The organism is Synechococcus sp. SYN20 (assembly GCF_014279555.1).
Classification (GTDB): domain Bacteria; phylum Cyanobacteriota; class Cyanobacteriia; order PCC-6307; family Cyanobiaceae; genus Synechococcus_C.
Genome location: NZ_CP047959.1, coordinates 2,334,019 through 2,358,466, shown reverse-complemented (window position 1 = coordinate 2,358,466; position 24,448 = coordinate 2,334,019). Strand labels below are relative to the sequence as shown.

23 protein-coding genes and 1 pseudogene are annotated in these 24,448 nt (G+C 54.1%); 9 read left to right on the top strand and 15 right to left on the bottom strand.

The genetic code is table 11. The features are described from left to right. Positions 1-72: 72 nt before the first annotated feature. Both hflX and SynSYN20_RS12500 read right to left on the bottom strand, forming a co-directional pair. Positions 73-1,773, bottom strand: coding sequence for a GTPase HflX (hflX, locus tag SynSYN20_RS12505; RefSeq protein ID WP_186523927.1), 1,701 nt, complete (start codon positions 1,771-1,773; stop codon positions 73-75). Further along, positions 1,770-2,918: an NAD(P)/FAD-dependent oxidoreductase gene (locus SynSYN20_RS12500; protein WP_186523926.1), complete on the bottom strand. Its 1,149-nt coding sequence runs from the start codon at positions 2,916-2,918 to the stop codon at positions 1,770-1,772. Before SynSYN20_RS12500 ends, hflX begins: the two co-directional genes overlap by 4 nt. A gap of 48 nt (positions 2,919-2,966) precedes the next feature. On the opposite strand from SynSYN20_RS12500, the gene SynSYN20_RS12495 reads away from it, so the two are divergent. Both SynSYN20_RS12495 and SynSYN20_RS12490 read left to right on the top strand, forming a co-directional pair. Then, the gene (locus SynSYN20_RS12495) at positions 2,967-3,776 is read left to right on the top strand and encodes a phosphoadenylyl-sulfate reductase (protein WP_255444291.1); all 810 of its coding nucleotides are present in this window, start codon (positions 2,967-2,969) and stop codon (positions 3,774-3,776) included. Beyond that, complete coding sequence (locus SynSYN20_RS12490) at positions 3,766-4,464, top strand: type III pantothenate kinase (protein ID WP_186523925.1); 699 nt, start codon at positions 3,766-3,768, stop codon at positions 4,462-4,464. The genes SynSYN20_RS12495 and SynSYN20_RS12490 overlap by 11 nt, the downstream gene beginning before the upstream one ends. Here the strand turns inward: SynSYN20_RS12490 and bcp are convergent. Then, positions 4,457-4,924, bottom strand: coding sequence for a thioredoxin-dependent thiol peroxidase (bcp, locus tag SynSYN20_RS12485; protein WP_186523924.1), 468 nt, complete (start codon positions 4,922-4,924; stop codon positions 4,457-4,459). The two genes, SynSYN20_RS12490 and bcp, sit on opposite strands and share 8 nt — an antisense overlap. Here bcp and SynSYN20_RS12480 point away from each other — a divergent pair. The 3 genes from SynSYN20_RS12480 to SynSYN20_RS12470 all read left to right on the top strand — a co-directional run bounded on the left by SynSYN20_RS12480 (position 4,923) and on the right by SynSYN20_RS12470 (position 6,917). After that, a complete protein-coding gene (locus SynSYN20_RS12480; protein WP_255476272.1) occupies positions 4,923-5,579 on the top strand; it encodes a 4'-phosphopantetheinyl transferase superfamily protein in 657 nt (218 codons plus the stop codon). The genes bcp and SynSYN20_RS12480 overlap by 2 nt on opposite strands. A gap of 46 nt (positions 5,580-5,625) precedes the next feature. After that, positions 5,626-6,105 (top strand): thymidylate synthase, encoded by a 480-nt coding sequence (locus SynSYN20_RS12475; protein ID WP_186523923.1) that lies wholly within the window; start codon positions 5,626-5,628, stop codon positions 6,103-6,105. 179 nt (positions 6,106-6,284) lie between these two features. Continuing rightward, complete coding sequence (locus SynSYN20_RS12470) at positions 6,285-6,917, top strand: alpha/beta hydrolase (protein WP_255476271.1); 633 nt, start codon at positions 6,285-6,287, stop codon at positions 6,915-6,917. A gap of 60 nt (positions 6,918-6,977) precedes the next feature. On the opposite strand, the gene SynSYN20_RS12465 is transcribed toward SynSYN20_RS12470, so the two are convergent. Beyond that, the gene (locus SynSYN20_RS12465) at positions 6,978-9,173 is read right to left on the bottom strand and encodes an AAA family ATPase (RefSeq protein ID WP_186525640.1); all 2,196 of its coding nucleotides are present in this window, start codon (positions 9,171-9,173) and stop codon (positions 6,978-6,980) included. A gap of 104 nt (positions 9,174-9,277) precedes the next feature. Between SynSYN20_RS12465 and SynSYN20_RS12460 the strand changes: the two genes are divergently transcribed. The 3 genes from SynSYN20_RS12460 to SynSYN20_RS12450 are packed head-to-tail and all read left to right on the top strand — an operon-like array spanning position 9,278 to position 14,118. After that, positions 9,278-10,417 carry an efflux RND transporter periplasmic adaptor subunit gene (locus SynSYN20_RS12460; RefSeq protein WP_186523921.1) on the top strand — a complete coding sequence of 380 codons (1,140 nt, stop codon included), beginning with the start codon at positions 9,278-9,280 and terminating at the stop codon, positions 10,415-10,417. A gap of 9 nt (positions 10,418-10,426) precedes the next feature. Beyond that, on the top strand, positions 10,427-13,837 hold the full coding sequence (locus tag SynSYN20_RS12455) for an efflux RND transporter permease subunit (protein WP_186523920.1): 3,411 nt from the start codon (positions 10,427-10,429) through the stop codon (positions 13,835-13,837). Continuing rightward, complete coding sequence (locus SynSYN20_RS12450; RefSeq protein WP_186523919.1) at positions 13,837-14,118, top strand: hypothetical protein; 282 nt, start codon at positions 13,837-13,839, stop codon at positions 14,116-14,118. Before SynSYN20_RS12455 ends, SynSYN20_RS12450 begins: the two co-directional genes overlap by 1 nt. Before the next feature lie 21 nt (positions 14,119-14,139). On the opposite strand, the gene SynSYN20_RS12445 is transcribed toward SynSYN20_RS12450, so the two are convergent. Together SynSYN20_RS12445 and SynSYN20_RS12440 are read right to left on the bottom strand one after the other, a co-directional pair. Continuing rightward, a complete protein-coding gene (locus SynSYN20_RS12445; RefSeq protein ID WP_186523918.1) occupies positions 14,140-15,798 on the bottom strand; it encodes an alpha-D-glucose phosphate-specific phosphoglucomutase in 1,659 nt (552 codons plus the stop codon). A 92-nt stretch (positions 15,799-15,890) separates the two neighbouring features. Beyond that, positions 15,891-16,301 (bottom strand): hypothetical protein, encoded by a 411-nt coding sequence (locus tag SynSYN20_RS12440; protein WP_186523917.1) that lies wholly within the window; start codon positions 16,299-16,301, stop codon positions 15,891-15,893. Between the two features lie 89 nt (positions 16,302-16,390). On the opposite strand from SynSYN20_RS12440, the gene SynSYN20_RS12435 reads away from it, so the two are divergent. After that, a complete protein-coding gene (locus SynSYN20_RS12435) occupies positions 16,391-17,089 on the top strand; it encodes a PucC family protein (RefSeq protein WP_255476270.1) in 699 nt (232 codons plus the stop codon). Here SynSYN20_RS12435 and SynSYN20_RS12430 read toward each other — a convergent pair. From SynSYN20_RS12430 to sufR, 9 genes and pseudogenes are all read right to left on the bottom strand, one after another. Further along, positions 17,039-17,230: pseudogene (locus tag SynSYN20_RS12430) on the bottom strand (phospholipase D-like domain-containing protein); the annotation flags it as partial. The gene SynSYN20_RS12435 and the pseudogene SynSYN20_RS12430 sit on opposite strands and share 51 nt — an antisense overlap. 475 nt (positions 17,231-17,705) lie before the next feature. Further along, positions 17,706-18,584: a LysR substrate-binding domain-containing protein gene (locus SynSYN20_RS12425; protein ID WP_255476269.1), complete on the bottom strand. Its 879-nt coding sequence runs from the start codon at positions 18,582-18,584 to the stop codon at positions 17,706-17,708. Positions 18,585-18,872: 288 nt separating this feature from the next. Further along, positions 18,873-20,255: a phosphatidylserine/phosphatidylglycerophosphate/cardiolipin synthase family protein gene (locus SynSYN20_RS12420; protein WP_255476268.1), complete on the bottom strand. Its 1,383-nt coding sequence runs from the start codon at positions 20,253-20,255 to the stop codon at positions 18,873-18,875. Positions 20,256-20,334: 79 nt separating this feature from the next. After that, positions 20,335-20,505: a hypothetical protein gene (locus tag SynSYN20_RS12415; RefSeq protein WP_006854495.1), complete on the bottom strand. Its 171-nt coding sequence runs from the start codon at positions 20,503-20,505 to the stop codon at positions 20,335-20,337. A gap of 14 nt (positions 20,506-20,519) precedes the next feature. After that, a complete protein-coding gene (locus SynSYN20_RS12410) occupies positions 20,520-21,653 on the bottom strand; it encodes a DUF4912 domain-containing protein (RefSeq protein ID WP_370586735.1) in 1,134 nt (377 codons plus the stop codon). Positions 21,654-21,800: 147 nt separating this feature from the next. Next, entirely contained in the window at positions 21,801-22,562 is a 762-nt protein-coding gene (locus tag SynSYN20_RS12405; RefSeq protein ID WP_186523915.1) for a phycobilisome rod-core linker polypeptide, read from the bottom strand. 103 nt (positions 22,563-22,665) lie between these two features. Next, positions 22,666-23,277, bottom strand: a complete 612-nt coding sequence (locus SynSYN20_RS12400; RefSeq protein WP_186523914.1) for a phycobiliprotein lyase — start codon at positions 23,275-23,277, stop codon at positions 22,666-22,668. Beyond that, positions 23,274-23,705: a hypothetical protein gene (locus SynSYN20_RS12395; RefSeq protein WP_186523913.1), complete on the bottom strand. Its 432-nt coding sequence runs from the start codon at positions 23,703-23,705 to the stop codon at positions 23,274-23,276. The genes SynSYN20_RS12400 and SynSYN20_RS12395 overlap by 4 nt, the downstream gene beginning before the upstream one ends. A 3-nt stretch (positions 23,706-23,708) precedes the next feature. Continuing rightward, entirely contained in the window at positions 23,709-24,350 is a 642-nt protein-coding gene (gene sufR / locus SynSYN20_RS12390) for an iron-sulfur cluster biosynthesis transcriptional regulator SufR (protein ID WP_186523912.1), read from the bottom strand. Positions 24,351-24,448 lie beyond the last annotated feature (98 nt).

Here is a 24,448-nt window from a genome sequence, read left to right as displayed (position 1 = left end):
CAGCACTCCTGCGCGTCAGCACTAAACCAGGTCGACCTAGCGTTTGGGAGATGAGCTCAGCCATTGTTTAGCTCAGCCATGGTCGGAAAAGGACGTCTGTTGGGTGAAGGATTCAGGGGTTGGTGCGCCGTCCCAGAACTGCTTTTCCAGCCAGCTTCGCAGACCTTTCAATCCCGTACCTTCGGTGGCTGATAGATAGATCACATCCGGCTCGAGAGTGCGCATCGCTTCGATCGCCGCAGCGTCACAACGGTCAATTTGATTGGCCACCACTTTGCGCAGTTGGTCACAGCTGAGGCCATCCAAGAGTTGATGAACCGCCTCCAATTGTGACTGCCAATCGGGGTCTGCGAGATCCACCACGAGGAGCAACACATCGGCCTCGCGTGTTTCTTCCAACGTGGCTCTGAACGCTTCTATGAGTGGTTTGGGAAGTTCACGAATGAATCCCACGGTGTCCGTTAGCAGCAGCTCTCTCGGTGCCGCTGATGTTTGGGGAAGGCTGAGTCTCCGAGTGGTGGGATCCAGCGTGGCAAATAACTTGTTTTCCGCTAATACCTCAAGCCCTGGATTGCGGCAGCACAGCGCATTTAAAAGTGACGATTTGCCGGCATTCGTATATCCAACAAGGGCGACGCGAGGTAGGCCGTCTCTGCGGTCGCGCAAGCGGGCGCGATGGGCGCCCAGCTGAAGCAGTGATCGTCCGAGATGTTCGATGCGACGGCTGATCGCTCGGCGATCCTTTTCCAATTGGGTTTCACCGGGTCCGCGCGTGCCAATCCCTCCCCCTTGACGCGAGAGGCTGAGGCCGCGGCCCTTGAGCCGTGGAAGTCGATAGCGCAATTGAGCGAGCTCCACTTGCAGACGTCCAGCAGCGCTCGCCGCTCGCTGGGCAAAAATATCCAGGATCAATTCACTGCGATCCATCACTGGGCAGTCAATGAGCAACTCCAGATTCCGAGCTTGAACGGGAGAGAGTTCCCGATCTGTGATCACGAGGGTGGCTTGATGGCGTCTCGCTTCGAGCGCCGCCTCTTGTAATTTTCCCGTGCCCCAGAGGGTCTGAGGGTTGGGTTGTCCCTGCCGCTGCCGGCAGACAGCAACGGGCAGAGCACCTGCGCTACGAACGAGCCCCTCTAATTCGGCTAGATCCCTTTCGCTCCGCTGTGTGTCAGCACCCGTGAGGATGAGTAGCAAGACCCGTTCTTGCACATCAGAGGGAGCTGTTGCGGGGCGAGTGGAATCAAGGTCTTTGGAGGTCTCTGGAGCGGGACGGTCGCAGAGCTCCTTAAGCGCGCCAAGCGCGGCTTGATGCCAGCCGGACTGCTGTCCTGGATCTGGTTGCCAAAGCGAGGCGAGATGCCCACCCCCTGTGGAGGGCGAGGCCTGAAAACGAAGCCAGGTGTCGGGCTTGAGGTCGAGGGCGACGACGGCATCTTTGCCATCAGGCTTCAGGTCCGTCCCCGCTTTTCCTTGCAGGCTGCTGATCAACCTCCAGCGTCGCTTGATCCGCCGTGGCCCCCCAGGTAAGTGGGAGCGTAATTGGTCTGATTCGCTCAGGGGTCCAACCCAGAGCAGTCTGCAGAGTCCCCGTTCATCGACGATCAAATGCAACGGCTGACCTAAATCGAGCACCAGCTCAGACAGTCGTTCCAAGGTGAGCGGATCGGCGCCGCTCGAGCTCGGGTGCCTCCTCTGACTCAATCGCTCAAGCTGACGGTTCAGTGATGGGCGTAGGCCGTTGGTTCGGCCTGCTAGGTGAGCCTGCTTCAAGAATGAACCAGCCAGGCGCCTGCAGACCTCAAGCCCAGGGAGAGTCCTGGCATTCGAGCGAGGTATGTGAGTCGCCTCATGCGATAGGCGAGAGGGCCGGCGAGGGTGAGTCCCATGCCTGTGATCGAGGCATCTCCCCTGCCAAGGCTGAGCATCTCGCCAAGATCTTGGAAGTGAAAACTGGGAACAGCCTGTCCCATGCGAATGGCCTGAAGCGTTCGGGCCGCCGCCGTTCCTTGCTGGAGTGCCGATTGGGCAGAGCGGGGCCAAGGGGCGTCTGCATCGGTGTGACAGGCGACATCCCCAAGAACCACAACATTCGGATCTGTCGTTAGTTGCAATCCATCGTCAACACTCAGAAGCCCTCGCTCCCTGGTGGGGTTGGGGATCAAGGTGGGCAGCACCGGTTTGGTCCCTGCCGTCCAGATCAAACCGTCATGGTGGAGAGTTTGCGGTAAGTCGTTTTCAAGCAGCTGAACGGCATTGGCTGATACGGAGGTCACGCGGGTGTTGAGGTGTCGATGCACGCCCTTTTTGTCCAGTGCCTTTTGCGCTTGTTCACGATTAAAGGCTCGGGAGCGTGAAAGAACGCTGTCTCCTAGTTCAACGAGATGAATCGCGGCTGATCCCTCCAACATGTCGCTGAGCTTGCAAGCCAACTCAACGCCTGTGGCACCCGCTCCAACGATGACCAGTGCCCCGTCTTTGGAGGCTCGGTTGCGAAGACTGTGAACGCGTTCTTTAAGGGGAGAAATATCAGCGAGGGAATGGAAGGTGAGGGCATGCTCCTTGACTCCTGCAATCCCAAAGTCATCGGGCTCTGAGCCAGTGGCGAGCACCAGCTGGCTGTAGTTCAGAACCTGGCCGCGGCTGGTTTGAAGGGATTTCTGCGCTGTATTGATTGATATCACCCGGTCATCCAGGTGGGGAATGCGTCGTCCTTGAAGAAGGCTGTCGTAGCTGGGAGCAACCTCCCAACTCTTCATTTCGCCGCTGAGAAGCTCGTAAAGAAGAGGTAAAAAGAGAAATTGCTGACGCGGTTCAATCAGTAATAACTGCGGACGGGGTCGTTGATTACTGAGCGCTAAAGCCGTTGTTAAACCAGCAAAGCCACCGCCCACAACAATGATTGGATCGTTGTGCATGGTGGTATCGGAAGTCAGAGCTTCGAAAGTGGTTTTGAAACCATAGACATGACACCGTGCCCCTCGGCGTTGGAAGATGGAGAGATGAGGGATGTCTCTACCTCCAAGAATCAGCCTGTCGTTGCCGCTGGCCCCAAGGCTGATGCGGGAGACCTTCAAGAGGCCCGTCAGCAGCTTGAGCCGTTGGATGCGCGTGCAAGGTTGCTGTGGGCTCATGAGCAATTTGGCTCGGGTTTTGCCTTGACCACGAGCTTCGGAATCCAATCCTCTGTGTTGCTCCACCTGTTGAGCGGGATGGATCGAGGCCGAGATATTCCGGTGATCTGGGTTGATACCGGCTATCTCCCCCCCGAGACCTATCGCTACGCCGAGGATCTTTGCCAGCGCTTTGATCTGAATCTCCACATCGCACAGTCCTCCTCATCTGCAGCGCGGATGGAGGCGCTCCATGGCCGCCTCTGGGAATCAGGTGTGGTTGAGGATATGGAGCTCTACCTCAAAATCCGCAAGGTGGAGCCACTCGAAGCAGCGATGCATCGTCTGCAGGTGTCCTGTTGGGCGAGTGGTGTGCGCCGTGCGCAGACGGATACACGTAGGACCATGACTTCCCTCGATCCCATTCGCGGGCGCATGTCTCTGAGGCCGCTGTTGGAGTGGACCTCAAGAGATGTTTTCTATTACATGCAGGAGAATGACCTCCCCCAACACCCCTTATTTGAGAAGGGGTATTCCACCGTTGGGGATTGGCATTCCAGTGGCCCGGATGGGCTAGAGGCGTCGGGACGAGATACCCGCTTTGCTGGCCTTAAGCAGGAATGTGGCATCCACGTGCCGGGTGTTATGGGTGATGGCATCTAGCGAGGACCTTCCATCCCGTTGCTTGTTGATTGGGAACAGCCGCTGGCACTGGGCCGAGCAGAGGGGGGCTTCTCACTGGACCTATCAGCATGAGGCCGCGTCCCCTGTGGGATTGGATGCAGCCAGCGATCTCCTCGCCTGGGCGGCTGTGGGACCAATTCCAAGCCATTCTTCTCTGCAGTCCAGCCGACGCTTGAAGCTCAGTGACATCTCTCTTCAGGGGATTCCCTCTTGGTTAGGGATCGATCGCGCGCTCGCCGGATGGGGGGCTTGGCATGCCAATCACAATCGTGTGGGCGTGCTGGTGGTGGATGCAGGCACGGTTCTCAGCGTGACCAGAATTTCGGCGAATGGCTCGTTCGCTGGTGGGTTGTTGGCGGCTGGATATGGCCTGCAGTTGCGTGCGATGGCTGAGGCCACCGCGGGTCTCAAAGCGACCTCGCCCTTGGTTCAAGAACCAGAAGAGCTGGAGCCTTTCCCTTTCGAGACTCAGGCAGCCATGCGCTCTGGAGCACAACAAAGTTTGGTGGGCCTCATCCGTCAAGCGCATGCCCAAAGCCCCTGGGCGATTTGGCTTTGTGGAGGAGATGCCCCCCAATTGCTCCCGAAACTTCAAGAGCAATTGGGTGTTGAAGTGATTCATTCACCGAATTTGGTGATGGAGGCGATGGTCGAGCTGATCAGCTGATCCCTAAGTCATTGAGGATTTGATCGGCCATCGAATCAGATTTCACTTTTCGGTAGATCAATTCCAACCGTCCTTCTGCGTCGACGACGAAGGTGTGTCGCATCATTCCGATGGATTCGCGACCCATGAACTTTTTCAGGCCGTAACTCTCAAAGCTGCTGGCAACAGGGCAAGGCTCCTCATCACTCAACAGCGTGAAGGGCAAGTCCTGTTTGGCGATAAAGCGCGTATGGGATGAGGCGTTGTCCTTGCTGATCCCTAAGACGAGAATTCCATGCTCTTTAAAGGACGACCAGCGATCTCGAAAGTTGCAGGCCTCTTTCGTGCAACCAGGGGTGGCGTCTTTGGGATAGAAATAGATCACCACGCGCTGCCCCCGTAAAGAGGACAGCTGCACGGGCTCTCCGTTTTGGTCAGGAAGTGTGAAATCAGGCGCGAGATCGCCGATCTGCAAAGTCATGGAGGAAGGCTTCAACCGGAGCGGAAGCGTAACCGTGATGTGGCTTGGGCCTGCTTCCCCAACAGATCCTTGCGTGTCGGATCAAGAACAAGACTGGGCCTGCAACTTGAGCCAGACCCGTCAGAGGCGCTTCCTTGGCTCTCGTTCCTGGATGCGTTCCTGCCTGAGTGATTTGTGGGGAGTGCCGGCACAGGACATTCCTCTGCATGCTCCTCCAGGCAAGCCTCCAGCTCTGCACTCAGGTTGGGGATTTGTCAGCCTCAGCCATAGCAAGGGGTCTGCGTTGATGGCCTGGTCTTCTGCTCCCGTCGGGGTTGATTTAGAGCGGTTGGATCGTCCGTTTGCTTCTGACGCTCTAATGAACCGTTACTACGCATCGAGCGAGCAGCGTCGTCTTAGAAGTCTTCCTAAGCACGCGTTTCACCAGGCTGTTTTGGAGCACTGGCTGATCAAGGAAGCTGCGATTAAGTGGCAACAGGGATCATTGGCTCAGGATCTGACGCACTGGGTTGTGGCGGCCGATGGGCTGAGTGCAAGCCACCAGAACAGAGCTGTTCAGGTGGCTGCTCGCTGTCGCCAACAAGGGCCATGGGGCATGGCGATCGTGTCAGCTTGCGAACAGAACTTGATTGGAGCACGAGTCTGCTTAGGTTGAAATCTCAATCGGGATCGAGATCCTTGTTGGCGTGACTCAATCTTGGATGCGATCTTTGCCCACTGTGGTGGCCGCCTTGCTATTAGGGGGCCTTGGCCTGATCGCGACCAGTCAAACGCAGGTGTTCTCTCCAGGAGATGCAGGCCTCCCAATGGATGCGCGTCTTGTTGAGCAGCTCGATGATCAAGAGGCAACCTTGAATCAACGTCGCCAAGCCGAAACCTTGCTTAGGGCGTTCGTTCGCGGCCAGCTCGCCAGCTTCTACTGGGGACAATTTGCGTCATCACTTACTGATCTCGGTTTGAGCAGCGATGAAACCATGGACGTCAGAGTTGAAACGCAAGCCAGCAGTACGCGCCTCTGGCTGACTCCCAAGCGCGGGAGTGAAAGCTACGTTGCGATCGTTCATTTCAATGGCTCCAAGCTTGTGCGCGTTCAGTGTCGAGGCCTAACCCCTGCTTCCACTGAGCAGATGGCTGCGGTTTGCCCCGAAGGATGGAGGGCGTTTGAGATCCCAGCGCTCTGAGTTTTGAGCCCTGCAAGGCGCTGTTAGAGCGAGAGTCGCGAGTCTCGTTTTGATACCCCTAGTGGGATGATCCTGTTAGTGCGTGTTTGGGACAGTTTCCTGTACTGGTCTCTACATTTTTGTTGGCATTTTATTTTCCTGCGCCTAAATTTTTAGTGATGTCTACATCTTCATCGTCCGTGTTTACACGTCTTGCAGCTGGCGTTCTTGCCGCCGCTTCTCTCACAACTCTGGCTGTTTCAGCCGAAGCCGCTGAGCGCCCTGTGCGCTGGAAAACCGGTGGTGCTGTTTGGTCCACTAAATCTTCAGCTTTCAAAACCTTCTTCGCTGACGGTGAAATCACCGATCGCGGCCTCCAAGGTGGAATCAACAATTCCGGTTGGACCGCAGAAGAAATCCAAGAGGGCATGACCCGCTCTTACGAGGTTGACCTCGTGGGCGTTTCACGCTTCCTGTATTCCAGCGATGGCGTTGCCTTCCTTGAAGAAGCGACCAAGAGCTACTACCCCTACTGGATGAAGCAGAAGACAGCCGTTGTTGCTCTTCGCTCCGCCATCGTTCTTGACGCTGCTGACGGCCAGATCTCTTCTGCCGGCATCCTGAATGGTCTCCCCGTTGATTTCGCTCTGGCTGACAACGGTGCATCAGATGGTTCCCAGAACGTCTGTAAGGACGGTCTTGACGGTGCCCAGGCCACTTCCCTGATGTCTTGGTACGTTTTCTTGCCTGCTTGTGTGCAAGCCAACCAGATCCTTCCTGCTGCTCCCGCTCCTCGCGCTGCTGCACCTGCTCCCGTTCGCGGCCTCTGGTGATCGAACGGCTTCGGCCCTTTCAAGCCTCGGCAATGCCGGGGCTTTTTTTATGGCTGGCTGCTACGAGGACGCCATCGTGCAGGTCAATCGGCGATGGATCAGGGGTTGTGGAAGTTGCCCTCCCCGTTTCGCTTGCAAGAGCTGCTGCAGTGTGGTGAGCACTTTTTCTGGCTGGCAGCAGCGATTGATCAGAGATCGATAAGGACGCTCCTCTCCCAGCCAGCGTTTCGACAGACGTTCGTCTATTGGGAGTGATAGAGATTCCTGCCACTGCTCTGTGATGACTGCGGTTGAGAGGTTTGCGAGCTGCTGCCGGACGAGCTGATCAAGCTGCTGGGTTAGAAGCCACTGCTGTTCCTTTTCGATGAGTTCCGACAGGACTTCGCTGGACCCAGGGCATTGCTCTGAGAGCGCTGCCGCTGGACCGATGGCTGTTTGGCTGAGTAGGACGTTGAGCTGTGCGCCAGGTGACAGCTTCCATTGGAGTTGCTGCCAAAACGTTGGCGATTCGATCCAAGCCTGATCATCACTGCTGAATCGACCTCCTACAACTTCGAATTGCCAATCTTGAGGAAGCCCCTGCAACGCCTTGAACCCTCCTGTGAGGAGATTGGGACGATGCAGTGGATCCAATAGATCCACCTGTGCTTCAAGTCGGGCGCGTTCTTCAGCGCTGCTGCACAGGATTGTGACGCTCCCCTCCTGCACCGCATTCAGGGGACCCAGGGCCCAGAGCAGGGATCGTCCCCCGAGCACCAGCACCCTGTCGGTGCGTTGAAAGGTCGCTGCGGTCCAGAGTCGCTGCTGCAGATCTTGCAAACGCTCATCGTTTTGGGCGAGCTGTCGATGCAGCCAGCGTTCCATCTCAGGCAGGTCTGGACCACTACTGAGGAGTAGGGGGTGGGTTTGGGCCACCTCTGCTGCGACGGCGAGCTGAGCAGCCCGTCGTTCGAGCATCCTTCCTCGCCGTTCCCCCTCCCACCCCTGCTTGCTAGGTGTCCAAAAGACCTCTCCCTGCAGCGCATCGGGAAGGTAATTCTGTGCGATCCAATGCTCTTTGTAGGCGTGGGGGTAGCGATACCCCTTTCCGTCTCCGAAGGCTTCACCATCGCGATGGGCATCGCGGAGGTGGCTTGGCACATTTTGGTTCTGTGTACTGCGCACAAGGCGGATGGCTTCGAACAGTCCCATCGTGCTGTTGCTTTTTTCGGCGCAGGCCAGGTAAAGGGCTGCCTGGGCAAGCGGATAAAGCCCCTCTGGCAGGCCGATGCGTTCGAAGGCTGCTGCACAGGCTTCGACGACGACCACAGCTTGGGGGTCGGCTAGCCCGATGTCCTCTCCCGCTGAAATCAACATCCGTCGAAAGATGAACCTTGGGTTTTCCCCTGCTTCCAACATTCGCGCCAGCCAAAACAGGGCTGCGTCCGCATCGGAGCCCCGAAGGGATTTGATGAAAGCGCTAATCGTGTCGAAGTGGGCATCTCCCTGTTTGTCGTAGAGCACAGCTCGCTCTTGAATCGACTCCTCGGCGATGGTCAAATCAATCTCAATCGTGGCCTCTGGATCGGAAGGCGTTGAGCTTTCCACCGCCAGCTCGAGGGCATTGAGAAGGCTGCGCGCGTCACCGTTGGCCACATCCACCATGTGGGCTTCGGCATCGGGAGTGATCGTGATCGAACGCTTGCCATAGCCCCGCTCTTTGTCGTGAAGGGCTCGATGGAGCAATTGACGTAGATCGTTGGCTTCGAGGCTCTGCAGTCGAAACAGGCGTGAACGACTCACGAGGGCTTTGTTGACTTCGAAGTAAGGGTTCTCAGTGGTGGCACCGATCAAGGTGAGAGTTCCGTTTTCGATCCAAGGGAGCAGCGCATCCTGTTGAGCACTGTTGAAGCGATGGACCTCATCGATGAACAGGATGGTTCTCAAGCCATGGTTTTCCAAGCGCTTCTTGGCGGCGTCCACTTGCTCACGAAGGTCCTTCACGCCGGCCAGAACAGCATTCAGACTGCTGAACTGCGCACGGGTGTGGGTAGCAATGATTCTGGCAAGGGTTGTTTTTCCGACGCCAGGCGGTCCGTGCAGGATCAGATTGCCCACACGGTCAGCGGTGATCGCCCGGCGCAGCAAACGGCCTTCGGCGAGGATCGCGTTTTGGCCCTCAAATTCTTCGAGTGATGTGGGCCTTAAACGGTCAGCCAAGGGCGCCTGACGTCGTCTTAGCTGGTTGCCGTGGTGGCTGAATAGATCTTCAACCAACCGACCAATCTCCTTTAAATGGTCTTCGTTTATGGAGTCTTGCCTGATCCGAACCAACACTGGGTTCAAGTTCGACCATAATCCGATCGTTTGTCACAGGATTTGTGCTGCGTTTTCGTCCACTGCTACCTGTGCTGCTAACAGCCATTTCCGTTAGTGCTTGTGGAGGCTCTGATGAAAAGACGCCTGCACTACCTGTCCAGCAAGCATCTGTCCTTGAAGCTCCCTTCACTGACGATATCGATACGGTGAGCACGCTCGAGGCCAATGCGTTGGTTGAGCTAGCTGCGCAAACATCAGGTCGTGTCACTGAGCTCAAAATGTCTCAGGGCGATCGTATTGAGGAGGGGCAGTTGCTCGTCGTGTTGGATCAAGTTCAAGCACGGGCGGCCTTGGCGGAACAACGGGCAAAAGCGGCAACAGCAAAAGTGGATTGGGAGCGCGAAGAATTTCTCGCAAAAGCGGGGGCTGCTTCGCTTCGTCAGCGGGACTCATATCGCACGCGCTATGTCGCGGCACTTGAAAAAGTTAAAGCTCTAGAAGCAGAGCTCAGCTACAGCAATTTGCGCTCCCCAACAGCAGGGACCGTGGCAAATGTTCAGGTGAAGGTTGGCGATGTGGTGCAACAAAATCAGCCATTCACGAGTGTTGTTCAAAACAATATTCTCGAGGCGAAGGTTGAGGTTCCGGCGGCTTACGGCGATCGTCTCGCCATCGGTCAACCCGTCATTTTGAGCGTGCCTGGCACGGTTAAGCCTCTAGCGACGAGTCAGATTGAGTCGATTGATCCGCAAGTGAATCCACAAACGCAGGGCCTCTTGGTGAAGGCCTTATTTAATAATTCTGATGGCCGACTACGCAGTGGTCAACGTCTTCGGACCAGGGTCCAATTGAAATCAGGCCAACAGATCTCAGTTCCATTCGCGGCCGTAACGCAAACTTCTGGGCAAAGCTTTGTCTTTCGTGTTGGTACCTTCTCCGACTTAAAGGCCAATCCAGGCAAGGCTGATATTGAGCGGATTAGTAAAGGCATCGAAAAGGGTAAATTGCCTAAAAATGCCCTGTTTGCACTTCAAACACCGGTCAATATAGGTGAGGTTCAGAACAACCGTTATCCGGTTACGAAAGGGCTGAAGCTCAATCAGAAGGTGATTACAACCAATCTCCTCAATCTCAAGCATGGAATGCCGATTCAGGTGAAAACACAGCGCGCGGGATCACAGCCTGCTGCAGCTAAGAACTGAGGTTGATTCATGTCTGCATCGAATAATTTTATTACGCGACCGGTTCTTAGTACGGTTTGTAGCCTTTTGATTGTGATCGTGGGATTGATTGCAATTCCGATCCTCCCGATCGAGAATCTTCCCGACATTGCTCCTCCAACGGTCAAAGTACAGGCCACCTATGTAGGGGCTGACGCTGTTTCTGTTGAGCAGGGTGTGACCACTGTTCTTGAGCAGCAGATCAATGGTGTGGAGGATATGGATTTCATTACCTCTACGAGTTCTTCTGATGGTGTGAGTTCCGTTTCTGTTTCCTTTAATAGTGGGACTGACGGTAATATTAACCAGGTTAATGTTCAGAATAGGGTTTCACTGGCTGAGCCCCAGTTGCCTGAGGAGGTTCGTAAGGCAGGCGTCACAGTTAACAAAGCCTCGAACTCGATCCTGCTTGTTTATAACTTTGTTAATACGGATCCCTCTAATGCGGAATATAGTGTTGAGACAATCAGTGGCTATTTAGATAAAAATTTAACCGATAATATAAAACGTGTTCCTGGTGTTGGAGAAGTTACCTATTTTGGTAATCGTAAAATCGCTTTCAGGCTATGGCTCGACCCTGAAAAGCTCGCTGCAAATGGTCTTACTTCAACTGATGTTGTTCAGCAACTTCAAAGTCAAAACCGTCTGGTTCCTGCGGGTAAAATCGGTGGCTCTCCTGCTCCTGAAGGTCAGCAATACACATTCACTGTGCAATTGCAGGGTCGTTTGACCACGGAATCTGAGTTTGAAAATATTATTTTAAAAACCACCGATGCTGGTGGCTTGATCAAGCTCAAGGACGTTGGTCGCGTGAGCCTGGGTGGAGAGGCCTATGGGATCGACGCCATGGATCTCAATGGCACGCCTTCTGTTGGTGTTGCTGTTTATCAACTGTCTGGCAGTAATGCCATTCAGGTGTCTAACGGCGTGAAGGATGTGATCGAGACATTTGAGCAAACGCTCCCTGTTGGTCTTGGTACACAGGTGATTTACGACACCACTGATTTCATCAATCAGTCCATTAAGGGCGTGACCAATTCTCTGCGAGATGCTGTGATTCTGGTGGTTTTGATCTTGTTCTTATTCCTTCAGAACTGGAAAGCAACTCTTGTCCCGGCTATTGCCATTCCCGTGGCCTTGATTGGCACCTTCGCTCTCGTGCTGGCCTTTGGCTTCTCCCTCAATCAGCTCACCTTGTTTGGCCTTGTTTTGGCAACAGGTTTGGTTGTTGACGACGCGATCACGGTGGTCGAAGACACCTCAGCAAAAAAAGCAGAAGGGATGACATCGGTTCAGGCGGCCATGGCCACCATGGATGAACTCTTTAGCGCTGTGATTGCAACATCACTGGTGAAGATGGCTGTTTTCCTTCCTGTGTTGTTCTTTCCCGGAGCAACAGGAACGATTTATAAGCAGTTTGCTGCCACGATCCTGTTCTCAATCGGGATCTCAACCTTCAATGCCCTGACGTTCTCGCCAATGCTTGCGGCCCTTTTGCTGGAAAAGGACACAAAACAGCTGAGCAAACAGCAATACGCCACAGCTGGTGTGTTTCTTGGATTGGCTTACGGCCTTTTGAGTGCGGGAGATGGTGCCGCATTGGTGCTGGTCCCAGTGATTGTTGGAGCATTGGTTGGCTTCGTTGCGATGAAGCTCACCTCGATTCCATTGCGGATGCCTGGAGCTGTAGGCGGTGCGGTTGTTGGGCTGATTCTCGTTGGCGTAACCAATCTCATCCCTGTGATCTTGTTTACGGGAATAGGTCTTGTTGTTGGTTGGTTTGTTCCCCAGATCTTCATCCACTTCAATCGCTTTTACTCAGGCTTTGAAAAGCGTTATTCGAAGATCCTCGACCATGTGCTCAAAGCTCGCCCAATCGTGATGGCGGCTCTTGCCGCTGGAATCTTGCTCACCGGTTTTGCGTTCACACGCATACCCGGTGGATTTGTTCCGATCGAAGATCAGGGTTATGCAATTGGTTTCGTGCAGGCTCCTGATGGGGTTTCGAATGAGACGACCCTTGCGGTCAACCGCAAAGTGGCCGAGGTGTTGCGTTCTGAGGATGATATCTCTGCTGCAGCCCTATTCAGCGGGGCCAGTTTGGATGGAAATGCTCCAAACAAAGGCTTGTTCTTTTTTGGAACGAAGCATTGGGATGAGCGGCAAGGAAGCGATCACTCTGTAGCGGCGATTGTTGAACGCTTAAACAAAAAACTGTTGATGTCGATTGATGGTGGTCGGGTGTTTGTGGTGGAGCCCCCCTCAATCCCTGGCTATGGGTCTGGTGGTGGCTTTGAATTCCAATTGTTGGATCAAAGCAGTGGTGCCTATGGATTGAACCAATTCTTTGCTTCTGCCGGTCAAATCATGCAGGCGGGCAACGCCAATTCAGTTCTCAACCGTGTTTACACCCTATTTTCGCCTGAATCACCTCAGATTGAGATCAAGGTGAACCGCGAGAAGATGGCTTCTTTAGGGGTTGATTTTGGCTCCGCCATGCAATCCTTCAGCGTTAACTTTGGAGGGGCCTATGTCAATGACACCTTCCAAGAGGGCAAGGTTCGACGCGTCTACGTGCAGGCTGATGATGTCAACCGGGCCACTCCTGAGCAGCTTTCGGCTGTTTATGTGAACAGCATGAAAGGTGAGCAAATTCCCTTGTCTGAGTTTTTCACCGTGAAGCCCACCAGTGGCCCCAGCGTCATTCCTCACTTCAATCTCTACCGCTCAATCAAGATTGAAGGAACACCTGCTGTTGGTAAAAGCTCAGGTCAGGCGATTACGGAAATGAAGACGATCTTTAAGGATGCCAACTTGCAAGGCTTGGGATTTGATTGGACTGGTATTTCAAGAGAAGAAGTGAAGGCCGGATCCTTGGCCGTTGTGATTTTTGCCCTTGGTATTTTGGCGGTGTTCTTGGTGCTCTCAGCACAATATGAAAGTTATTCGGATCCAATCATTATTTTGTTGACGGTACCAACTGCTCTGCTTGGTGCCTTGGTTTTTCTGGGTGCTGCCGGTCAGGTTCTGAATATTTACGCCCAGGTGGGTCTTGTGATGCTGATTGGTTTAGCAGGCGGAAACGCGATTTTGATTGTGGATCTTGCCAACCAAAAAATGGGCGAGGGCAGTTCAGCCCTTGAAGCTGCTCGATTCGCTGCTCAATCTCGTTTAAGACCGATCTTGATGACTGCCATTTCGTCTTTAACGGGATTCTTGCCGTTGATGCTGGCGAGTGGAGCTGGTGCGCAGAGCCAGTCTTCGCTCGGTTTGGTTGTGTTTGGCGGACTCTTGGTTGCCACGTTCCTTTCCACCCTGGTGGTTCCTGTGTTCTACGTGGTGATGAAGACGCTTCTAGGTCAGGCCGATGCCAAGCCTGCTGCTGATCCTCAGCTCAGCTAATGAATAAAAAGACTTTTAGTGGCTCAAGGGTGTTGGTGGCAATTGCGATTGGACTCATCATTGGTTGTGCAATTGCCTACTTCTTGAAGGTTTTAATTGAGAACACCCCAGCCGAGATTGATCTCCGCAGGATGCGATTGTTTTATTTAATGGTGATTACATCGTCTGGACTCGCTGGTTTTGCGATTGAAAGCACCCGTCAACTTCAGGAAGAAGCTGTTGACCCCCTGTATCGCCATGCCAATGCCCATCGAGGCAGGCGCGGGTCACTCAAGAAATAACCCACGCACGCCTGAGCCCAATCAGGTGATCACGGTTGGACGATCCATTCCGGTGCGTGTTGTGATCTCGGCGAGCTGATTGATGGCTTGGATCATGTCTCCCAACGCAATCTGGGGATCCTGATCAAGATCACCCGTGGTTGGCACGTAGCTCTCGAGGTACACCCTCAAGGTTGCTCCCTTGGTGCCGGTGCCAGACAGGCGCAGCACCACTCGGCTTCCATCGTCGAGCAGGATGCGCAGTCCCTGCCCTTTTGTGACGGATTGATCCACCGGATCGGTGTAGCTGAAGTTGTCAGCGGCACTGATGCTGCGGCCCGCAAATGGCTGACCGATGAGGCTTGGAAGCATGGCTTCCAAGCGGTCATACAACCCGTGCGCTGCCTCGCTGGCAACGGCTTCGTAGTCGTGGCGTGAGTAGTAGTGCCGCCCGTAACGCTTCCAGTGTTCGGCCATGATCTCGGCGACACTGCAGCGTCGCTTCGCCAAGATCTGAAGCCAAAACAGCACCGCCCACAGCCCATCCTTTTCGCGCACGTGGTTGCTGCCTGTTCCGAAGCTTTCTTCCCCGCAGAGGGTGATGTCGCCAGCATCCAGCAGGTTTCCGAAGAATTTCCAGCCGGTCGGCGTCTCAAAGCACTTGATTCCCAAATCTTTGGCGACAACATCCACAGCAGCACTGGTGGGCATGGAGCGAGCTACGCCGGCCAGGCCTGAGGCGTAACCAGGGGCCAGGGTGGCGTTGGCCGTGAGGACGGCCAGGCTGTCGCTTGGGTTCACAAAGCAACGGTTGCCCAGAATCATGTTGCGGTCGCCATCGCCATCACACGCAGCACCGAATTGATAGGCATCACCTTTCATGAGAAGGTCGGCGAGTTCGTGCGCATAGGTGAGGTTGGGATCGGGATGCCCACCGCCGAAATCTTCCAAGGGAGTCCCATTGCGGACGCTGCCAGCCGGTGCGCCTAAGACCTCTTCCAGCAATGTTTTGGCATAGGGGCCTGTGACCGCATGCATGGCATCAAAGGCCAACGGGAAGTCGTTGCGAATCAGAGAGCTGATGCTGTCGAAGTCAAACAACTGCATCATCAACAACACGAAGTCATCGACGCCATCGATCACCTCGACCTGCATTTCCCCGATCGTGTGGTGCCCTGGGGACTGCAGGCTGATGGCTGGGGCGTCAACAATCGAATAGCCCTCAAGGGTTTTGCTGCAGTCGTAGACCGCATCCGTAAAGGACGCCGGGGTGGGGCCGCCGTTGGCTCCGTTCACCTTGACGCCGAAGTCACCATCAGGCCCACCGGGGTTGTGACTGGCGGAAAGGATGATCCCGCCGATGGCTTGACGTTGTCGAATCAGGTTTGAGGCGGCAGGTGTGGAGAGGATGCCGCCTGTGGTGACGATCACCTTCTGCAATCCGTGAGCTGCACCCATGCGCAAGATCACATCGATGGCGCGGAGGTTTCCGTAGCGGCCATCTCCACCGAGAACCAAGGTTCCGCCCTTCATTCCAGGGAGGGTGCGGAAAGAGGCTTCGATGAAACTCTCTAAATAGTGAGGCTGTTCAAACTGTTGGCTGCTTTTGCGTAGACCAGAGGTACCTGGTTTTTGGTCGGTGAAAGGCGCCTCGAGTTGCACCTGCCGCTGGGTGGGTTCCGTCGGCATTGAAGGGGTCATGACGAGGCAGCATCGTTCCCCAAAACCTAAGCCTGTTCAGGTGCGTTCCTTGCCTTAGATCAGGCCAGTTATTACAGCTGTTGATGAGCTTCTCAGGTTTGACTCGGCGGAGATCCCGCTGAAGGGGGATTGTTTGGTTTATTGCGCTTTTCTGGATCCGCACAGACCATGGTCAGCCGGCGAGCGGGGCTGTCAATGCCGTCGCGACGTTGAGAGCTGTTGTTGGTAGCTGGTTTTGCTTCTTGCATGAGCTCCCATACCGTGTCTTTGCAGGCGGCTGGAAGCCGTGGATGGTCCATCAGTGGATTGGCAAGCTCGCGCGTGCGCGTACAGGTGTCCACCGTGTTTTCCCTTGAGCAGGCATAGGCCAGCAGCTGCAGGGACCTCAATTCACTCTTCGTGGGAAAGGGAACGTATTTCAGTTGTGCGCGGACAGCACAAGGCGCCAGGATCGCTAACCCAAGAAAGAGTGGCGAGAGTCGCACGGGCAGAAGAGACGTCATGGGGCCATTCTGGCGCCAGAACAAGCGCATGGACGCACGCCGCCAGGTCGTCCTTTTCGCTTTGCGTACCATCTCGGTGAATGGATGGATTGGCTCAGCCCTTGTCAGTTGTGCGTGTCGTACGTCTAGGTCTGCGTCTGGGCTTGTTTCAGCTCAGCCTTGGCATCCTCGGGGTTCTCATTCTTGGGCTCCTGAATCGTCTCCTGATTACTGAGATTGGCGTTTCTGCTGCATTGACGGCTCTGGCCTTCGGGGCCCAGCAACTGATGGGGTTCAGCCGGGCTTGGTTCGGTAATCGCTCGGATCGAATCCCTCCGGGGCGATTGCGGCGAACCCCTTTCATCGTGATGAGTTCGCTTGCCTTGTCGTTGCTGTTTGGAGGCGCGGGATGGGTGGTGTTGCAACTCGCCAGAACCATGCCCTCAGCAGAGCAGCCTTTCTTTGGTGCCTGGATGGGACTTCTGACCTTGATTTCCATCGCCATCGGTACAGCCGTTGCGGCGGGGGGAACGGCATTCTCTGCTCTGATCGTTGATCTCGCGACGGACCGCGAGCGTCCCCGTGTGTTGTCTGTGGTTTGGGGCATGCGGCTGCTTGGGGTTCTGTTAGTAACCGCTCTTGTGAATCGGATCTTTGGTGCTGCTTGTGGTTTGGAGGTGGGTCAAGCTGCCGTCATCGCTGGACTCGAACGGCTGATTGTGGTGACTCCCCTGGTGCTGTTTGGTCTTGGTGTGTTGTCAGTCTTTGGTTTGGAGCGACGTGATCCCCAATTCAGCTCCTCGCCATAGTCGATCCACCTCGCGGGTGAAATGTGCGGCTAGTTGTGGTGACTCAATGGCCAGCAGGGTTTCATCATTGGTGTAGGCGGCAGAGGGCGACAAATTGAATGAACCAGTAATCACTTTTCTGTTGTCGATCACCGCGAACTTGAGAAAGAAATGTGATGAATTTTATGTATTTCTCCAGGGCGAATAAGGTGATAGATAGCAGTTATGAGAAAAAGTTCCGACGCCATTCGTTTCCCTTTTCTGCTCAAGGGGTATAAGGTGCCTTCAATTCTTTTGACCATGTACGGAGTTCTTTGTATAAGATCTCGTATCCATTTGATGCTGCTATTGCAATGATCTGCTCGCAGGTTGTTGCTTCTTTTGTCTGGGACTACAAAACATTACTTTCGCTAAGTAGCGCGCAGAAGTTTATTGGTTGATTCGAAGGTGAGCACTCACTGAACGCTTAGAGATGATATTTTAATTGATGGTAGCGAAAATTCAAGTAGCAATGATTGCATTTTTTGCATAAATCCTCCTCAATTCATGATTTGCGTAAAAGTTTCAATTACCTCTTTGGGTATCGTTTTTAATGCATTGTTTGTGGAAAAAATTGTTATTGCGTGGTCTTATTGGTTCAGAAGCAGGGAGTTAATTCATTGTGAATTTTAGCCTTTTCAAGGATTCGTCCCTTTAGGCAAGATAAAAGCGAGTGTATTTTTTCATTGTCTATCAAGCTTTTCTTTACTATTAAGCTTTCGCCGCTGATCAGTTCAAGATCATAGTCAAGGACTGAAAGATTCTCCATTGCCTCTAGCCCCAAGCATGTTGCGTAGCTGAGTGTTGCCTGGTCTTCAGTTTTACCTTCCCATTGTTCCTTTATATACCTTTTCATCCTTGCTTCTGTGGACCATAATCCATGAGACCTAAGTTTTTCTTCGGTAAGTGGAAACCATCCTTTAGGTAGTGATAAAGCAGGGAATGATTCTAAATCTTGCTTGCAAATATTTTTTTTCTTTGCCAATGGGTGATATTTATTTGCAACTAGCTTTACTGGGGTTCTGCAAAGATCAATGACGGCAAACTCAGGATTGTCTGGTTCGGGTAAATCGGGTTGATAACTGCTTATCCATGCATCGATAATTCCTTCACGGATGAGATGGAGTGGTCGTGCCATCCCAACATGATTCCAGACACCATTAACCCATCCTTCTGGTACAGGCGTTGCCAATGTTGGTCCAGACCAGAACGTTGCTTCTAATCGTAGTTTCTCTTCGCTGTTTCCTGCTCTATAAAGCTGATGAATATTTCTTTCCATGTTGACAAATGTTTTGTCGCCCTCTATTATCCAATCGCCAAAGCCATCTCTCTTTGTATTTAGATTAAGTGTTTTAAGTGTTTCTGCATTGCGACGAGAAATAGTGCTTTGTGTAGTGAATAAGCGTTTTGCACACTCTTCGCCAGACCTTAGCCAGATCTGAAAGTCTAAATATTTTAGGTCTTCTATGCTGACCATCAATCTGTACGCAAATCAAAGAGTTGGAAAGATAACAGTTTTCGTGCTTGCGTACTGTGTTTGCAACGATTTTATGCATTTTGCGAATAAAGCGCTTTTGCGTAAAGGCTTAGATAAGATTGATAAATTTTTTCTTTGGACCCTAATTGTGTTTTGCTTGAGCTGTTGCCAATTGGTTTCTCTCGAAGTCGCGTTTCCGTTTAGTTGCCTATTTGCTTGTCTGGTTTGCCAAAAGCATCTTTATGCTATCTGTCTCTTTTTGGGATAAAGCCAGAACTCAAGCCGCTTTCATCCTCGCTTCACTCCGCTCCCGCATTTTCTTGTTTGTCGATCCAGCTTGCGCTGCATCCGAGCGGTGATCCCCAGTTCAGCTCCTCGCCACATTCGATCCATCTCACGGGTGAAATGTGCTGCAAGTTGTGGTGACTCAATCACCAGCAGGGTTTCATCATTGGTGTGGGCAGCAGAGGGTGACCAGTTGAATGATCCTGTGATCACTTTGCGGTTATCGATCACCGCGAACTTGTGATGGAGCTTGTCGCCATGGGCGAGGCGTGGAGTGCCAATGCCCTTGAGTGGTTTGGTTAAGGGTTGATTGCCTGCCTCTAGTTTGCAGAAGCGATCGGGCAGGGCGACGCCGAGAAGATCAAGCACTTCTGAAAAGGAGCGGCTGGCAAATCCAGGATCGGCAAGCAGCCGCAGCTTCACCCCGGCTGATATCCGCTCTGCAAGTTTGTTGGTGAGTTGCTGTGCAGAAAAGACAAATAAGGCGAGGTCAACGGTCTTTTTGGCTCTTCCCAGCTGATCCTCAATCAGATCAAGTCCTTGGCCTGAATGTGTTTTGGCATGGGGCGGAAATAGCACGCTGACATTCATGGAGCCCACCTTGACGGTCCGCAAAGGCTGGGCAGTTTTATTGCGTCCAAAGCGACTGTTTTTCGAGCCGCCAGGGCCATCTCCCCACATCTGAGCAAACTCTTTTTTAAAAATAGATGCCAGAGCTGGACTTTGAATGTTGATCAGGTGATTCACATTGCCGCGAGTTTGTGTGGCTCCAGCATCACCATGAATTCCGGAATTGGTGAAGTTGGCGCTGCCAGTGATCACGCGTTCACCATCGATGACGACAAACTTGTGATGCATCAGGCCGCTGCCCTTGCTGCCGTCTTCGGTGTCATCAATCCAAGCAATCTGTCCGTTCTGAAGGATCAGTAGCGCATCACTCTTTCGTTCTTCTTCTGGAGTCACAACACCGTTTTGGTCTTGATCGGCTAAAGCTTTTAAGCGCCGAAGTCTTTGGCGTCCGTGATGACTGAGATCGAGCTCATGCTGTTGGCTCCAGGGGGTGCTGTAGTTGTTTTCTAAAATGACTTTGACGTTAACCCCTCGGCGTGCTGCGGCAACAAGACTCTGGGCAATGTGCGGTAGGGAAAGTTCTTGGACCGCCACTAAGATTTCTTCTTCTGCAGACTGAATTCCATCCATCAGCATCTGTTCGAGATTGTCGCCATTTCTCCATTCGCCGCTTAGGGGACTTCGATAGCGACGGCCCCCGCGGTGGTTAAACCCGACATCGATCCCATTGGGTAAGGCCAGATCGATCGGCCTCTGTCCGAGCACTACACCAGCTCGGCTGCAACCACTTGCTAGGAGGCCAAAAGCAGCCGACACGATCAGCTTCCCTAAAGGAAGCCTGTGTTGTGATCGATTCACAGGGGAATGTTCTCTTCTCAGACTGAGGGTTCCACCCTCAGTGCGGCATCTCAGATGTCCGCAACATGGCGACAAACCAAAGAGTGCTCAAAACGAGAGCGACACCCACACCGGCGCCGATTCCCACTTTCGCCATGGTGATCGGCACAAGGATTGGGAAGGCCATGGCCCCTGCCAGGGGAGTGATCGCAACAAACCAACGCAGCATTGAAGAATTCAGAATCAGAACCACTCAGCGCGTGCTTCGCTAGCGGGATTGCTGTTGTCTTCCGGTGTTACACGCTCAAAATTGAGGGTGATGTTGCGCTTTTGTTCGCCGTCTGCAGCTGTGGCTTCGATGGCATACACCTGCTCGCCATCGCGGAATGGCACTTGAATGCGGAAGGTGCCATCGCTCGAAAGGGGCACATCTTCTTTGCCAATGGTGAGGCGGGCAGAGGGATCTGTTGCGCCGTAAACGATCAACTCAGCATCGGCAACAAGCCAGAACGACCGCTGACGCGGAGTCACTCCACCGAGGCCAGATTCATTGCGCCCGCTGGCCCATAGGCCAACACCTGAATCATTGAGCCCATGCTGATCAGGCCCCATCGAATCCCTTTCATGCAGGATCTCGGAGCCAACGCGGCGACTGCGGAAGTGGGTTGTTGCGCTTTGGTAGAGGCGCTCGTGCAGCTTGCTGTCGGTTGCTTCTGGATCAGGAGCCGGAGTGCTCATCGGCTGCGTGGGAGCAACCGTCGGTGTGGCTTCCAGGCTGAAAGGGACAAACTGATCAAGAATTTGATCGCTTGGGTGAAGTGCTGGGACCCTTGCTACTGAAGAGAATGCAAGGGAGATCCATTTGTTCTCAGACTTATATCCAAGTTCAACCCTGTAATCACGGTCGCAAAGAGGAACAGGCAAATACCACTCAGTGCTGTGGCTATCAACAGGCACTTCCTGGAGCGTGTGAGGGTGGGATGAGCCGTTGGCGAGTCCGGTCACATCGGCGAGGCGCAGGCAGAGGAACACTGCTCCCTCTGATTGAGCTTGCCGTCGATCGCTATCGGATATTTCCCAAAAAACGTAAGCCCACTGCGGGTCCCTAGGCAGGAAGACCACGCGGGTCGATGCCTCGGGCATGGAGGGGGCATGGAGCTCAGCCTCCACTGCCTTGAGATCGCCATCGCGACGATCTTGCCGCTCAGCAATAGCGCTTACAAGGTCCTCCTTGCTCTTCCTGCTGTAGAGGGTTACCCCCAAATCACTCGCCATTTGGCGAAGCTGACGCAGCGTCAGGCGGGCTAGAGATGAGAGGGCTTGCGTCACGGACAACCAACCGAGTTTCTTCGGGATCAGTTTGCAGCCAACTTCCATTTTTCTGACATCTCCCACTGCTGTGGTCAGCATCTTCTGACTCCAGACCAGCGCGTTTAAGGCCTCAGTTGGCTGCTTTAAACAGCTGGACACACAAAAAAAGAGGGCCTATTGGCCCCCGCGACTTTTGCTGTTTTTTCTTGTGGTTCAGCGACCAACGCTGCGATAAGGAACCTTGGCGAGGTAATCGATATCTGCACTGCCGCTGGGTGAGGCCCCGCGAGCGCTTCCCATGCCACGAACCCAAGGGAGGTAGTCCTCTGGGAAGCCGCCGCGCTTGATCTTGGCGCGGGCTGGGATCGTTTTGCCCGGACCGCCGGTGTAGATGAATTGGGGGAACCCAAGGATTCCGCGGTAGTACTCGTCGTAGCGAGGACTGGTGATGTTGAAGGGTGTGTCTCCTAGATCTCGTCCAGGGAGCACCCTGTTGCGTTGATAGGGGACCGTGTCATACCCAAAGGCGTCGAGATATTCCTCACTGTCGAGCAGCGCATCCACCATCCCGGTCACGCCTTTGGTGGCAATCAAGATCGACCAGGCGATCTCTTCGGATTTACCACTTGTCTTTCGGCCTAAGAGCTTCTCTACAAGGTGGCGGACCACCTTGTAGTTGCTGTTGAAGCCATAAAAGCTTCTTTGAAACGTGTCGGAGAGGCAGAGTCCACGAACGAAATCGCGGACAGTGATCTGACCGTCTCGCAGCTGGGATTCCAGATTGACGTCCCGATCTGACTTGAAGGCGTGGAAATAAATCTGCCGGTAGCCGCTTTCAATCACCGTTTTCAGATTGTCGGCATCCATGGCGATGTCCATGGAATACGCCCGTGGCACCTCTTCGGATGCGACCCGCAGCGCCGCCACCCTTGAATTTTGGGTGATCGGTGCGTACTGCAATAGAGGAATGGCCACGCAAACTTCATCATCCTTCGCCTGCGATCGTAGAAGAAGAGTCCGGTAGACCTCTTCTTCGCAGGTCAGCACTCACAGTCCGTAATAGTCATGCCGCCCGATCTCACCAGCCAAATGGGGCTGAAAGTGCTTCCAAAGACTCATCTTTTGACCCTGCTGGCGCCTCTGTGATGTCCTCGGTTTCTTCGCTCAAACGCGTTTCCATGCAAAAGGATGCGTTGTTCGAAAGGCCTTCCACCGTGCTGGATCGCAACCTCACATTTGGGCCGGTGAACCAGAAGCGTTCCCAGACGGTCATGGTTTCGTAGCTGGTGCAGAGAATGAGACCGTCCTGCTGATCCATTTGGAAGGTGGAGGTGGCCGGCGCTTTTTCGGCGTAGCCCAAATCGCGAAGCAGGGTTCCGCTGCGGCCGTCATCCCCATCAGGGATCAGGCCAAAGACGGTTTCGCCGTCATGGGCATCACCGTTTTGATCCCATGCCATCGAGGCGCTCCAGCGCACAAAGCTGCCTCCTGCAATGCTCCCCGGGGATTGGCCGTGTTGTTCCGCCAGTGTTTGCAGCCGTGGGTCATTCGGATCGAGATCTTCCACAACGATGAGCGATCCACCCGCTTCTGCACGTCGGTGCAAGAGGTGATGAACACTCCGTTGTGATCGCCAGCGACCGCAACTCAGTTGAAAGAAATGGACCGCGTTGGGAATGGCCGAGGTCATGAGGGGGATGACTCTTGTAGTGGATGATCGCAGTCCGAGGGATGGTTGTGCGGCGCCTCGAGCCTGGCTTTGCATGCCGTGGTGCTGGCCTCAATGAGTTCCCCCAGGTTCAGTTCCAAAGGTGAGAGGTCTCGCTGTTTGGCGAGGTCTTCCAGCTGCTGTGCTGCGGTAAGAAATTGCTGGATCAGTAAGTCGCGGAATTGAGGCTCTTCAACCAATTGTGGCTGCTCCAAGAGCCATTGCTCGAGCGCTTGTTGGTCTGGAAGTGGACCTGATTGTCGCGGTTTTGCGATCACTTGAAAGCTGCGTAAACAATGGGCTAGGAGGCGAAGGTGGTGGCGATCAAGGTTGGGAAGCAACGTGGCTTCAATCTGCTGGGCATCAGCGCGAGATAGGGGCCCCGAGCCGAAGGGTGGCCGTTCAGCCATGAATCAGTCCTGCTTAGGGGCGATGCTGAAACCACAGGAATGTCCTGATTCCAGGCGCCAATGCACCCGTTCGACAAGACAGTCGGGAAAGGTGTGCCTGATGAGCTGTAGCTCTTGATCACAGACCGCTGGGTATTCCTCAGCAATCCTCTGCACGGAGCAGTGAAATTCACTGACGCACCAACCCGGACCAGTTGGGGCTGGCTGCATGTCGCTGACGTAACCCTCTTTAAAGCGAAGATTCACAAGCGCACGGACGCGCTCTTCGAGCGGTGCGTTCCCCAGCTGTTTGCGATAAAGGGTGGCTTTCTCTATGGCTTGCTGACGCAGGAGATCAGCCATGACCTCAGGCGACAAGGTTGCTGCCATGGACTCAAGCAGACCTAAGGCGAAATTCTCGCTGCCATCGGGGAAGTGTTGGTGCCCTTTCGAGGTGAGTCTCCACAGGTTGGAAGGACGACCTGGACCCGCTGGGGTGGGGCTGGCCTCGACAAGTTCATCGTCTTCGAGGCTGCGCAGATGCCTGCGCATCGCTTGCACAGAAATTCCGAGTGTCTCTGCCAATGAGGCCGCACTGGTCTCGCCCTGCCGCAGAAGCAAGGTGAGCGTCGTTTCGCGAGTAGGGGCCTGCGCTTGAGCTCCCATGGATTGAAGCTATTGAACTCACGATGCCACGGGAAGGCCGCAACCGTCGTGTGAGTTCCCTCTGGCCTTTGCCTCGGTTAACGAATGATTGGATGGAA

Excerpts from the sequence above, each read along its gene's own strand:
- SynSYN20_RS12500 (WP_186523926.1), bottom strand. The coding sequence starts at position 2,918 with ATGCACAACGATCCAATCATTGTTGTGGGCGGTGGCTTTGCTGGTTTA.
- SynSYN20_RS12495 (WP_255444291.1), top strand. The coding sequence starts at position 2,967 with ATGACACCGTGCCCCTCGGCGTTGGAAGATGGAGAGATGAGGGATGTC.
- SynSYN20_RS12490 (WP_186523925.1), top strand. The coding sequence starts at position 3,766 with ATGGCATCTAGCGAGGACCTTCCATCCCGTTGCTTGTTGATTGGGAAC.
- SynSYN20_RS12480 (WP_255476272.1), top strand. The coding sequence starts at position 4,923 with ATGGAGGAAGGCTTCAACCGGAGCGGAAGCGTAACCGTGATGTGGCTT.
- bcp (WP_186523924.1), bottom strand. The coding sequence starts at position 4,924 with ATGACTTTGCAGATCGGCGATCTCGCGCCTGATTTCACACTTCCTGAC.
- SynSYN20_RS12475 (WP_186523923.1), top strand. The coding sequence starts at position 5,626 with ATGCGATCTTTGCCCACTGTGGTGGCCGCCTTGCTATTAGGGGGCCTT.
- SynSYN20_RS12455 (WP_186523920.1), top strand. The coding sequence starts at position 10,427 with ATGTCTGCATCGAATAATTTTATTACGCGACCGGTTCTTAGTACGGTT.
- SynSYN20_RS12450 (WP_186523919.1), top strand. The coding sequence starts at position 13,837 with ATGAATAAAAAGACTTTTAGTGGCTCAAGGGTGTTGGTGGCAATTGCG.
- SynSYN20_RS12445 (WP_186523918.1), bottom strand. The coding sequence starts at position 15,798 with ATGACCCCTTCAATGCCGACGGAACCCACCCAGCGGCAGGTGCAACTC.
- SynSYN20_RS12440 (WP_186523917.1), bottom strand. The coding sequence starts at position 16,301 with ATGACGTCTCTTCTGCCCGTGCGACTCTCGCCACTCTTTCTTGGGTTA.
- SynSYN20_RS12425 (WP_255476269.1), bottom strand. The coding sequence starts at position 18,584 with ATGGTCAGCATAGAAGACCTAAAATATTTAGACTTTCAGATCTGGCTA.
- SynSYN20_RS12415 (WP_006854495.1), bottom strand. The coding sequence starts at position 20,505 with ATGCTGCGTTGGTTTGTTGCGATCACTCCCCTGGCAGGGGCCATGGCC.
- SynSYN20_RS12410 (WP_370586735.1), bottom strand. The coding sequence starts at position 21,653 with ATGGAAGTTGGCTGCAAACTGATCCCGAAGAAACTCGGTTGGTTGTCC.
- SynSYN20_RS12400 (WP_186523914.1), bottom strand. The coding sequence starts at position 23,277 with ATGACCTCGGCCATTCCCAACGCGGTCCATTTCTTTCAACTGAGTTGC.
- SynSYN20_RS12395 (WP_186523913.1), bottom strand. The coding sequence starts at position 23,705 with ATGGCTGAACGGCCACCCTTCGGCTCGGGGCCCCTATCTCGCGCTGAT.
- sufR (WP_186523912.1), bottom strand. The coding sequence starts at position 24,350 with ATGGGAGCTCAAGCGCAGGCCCCTACTCGCGAAACGACGCTCACCTTG.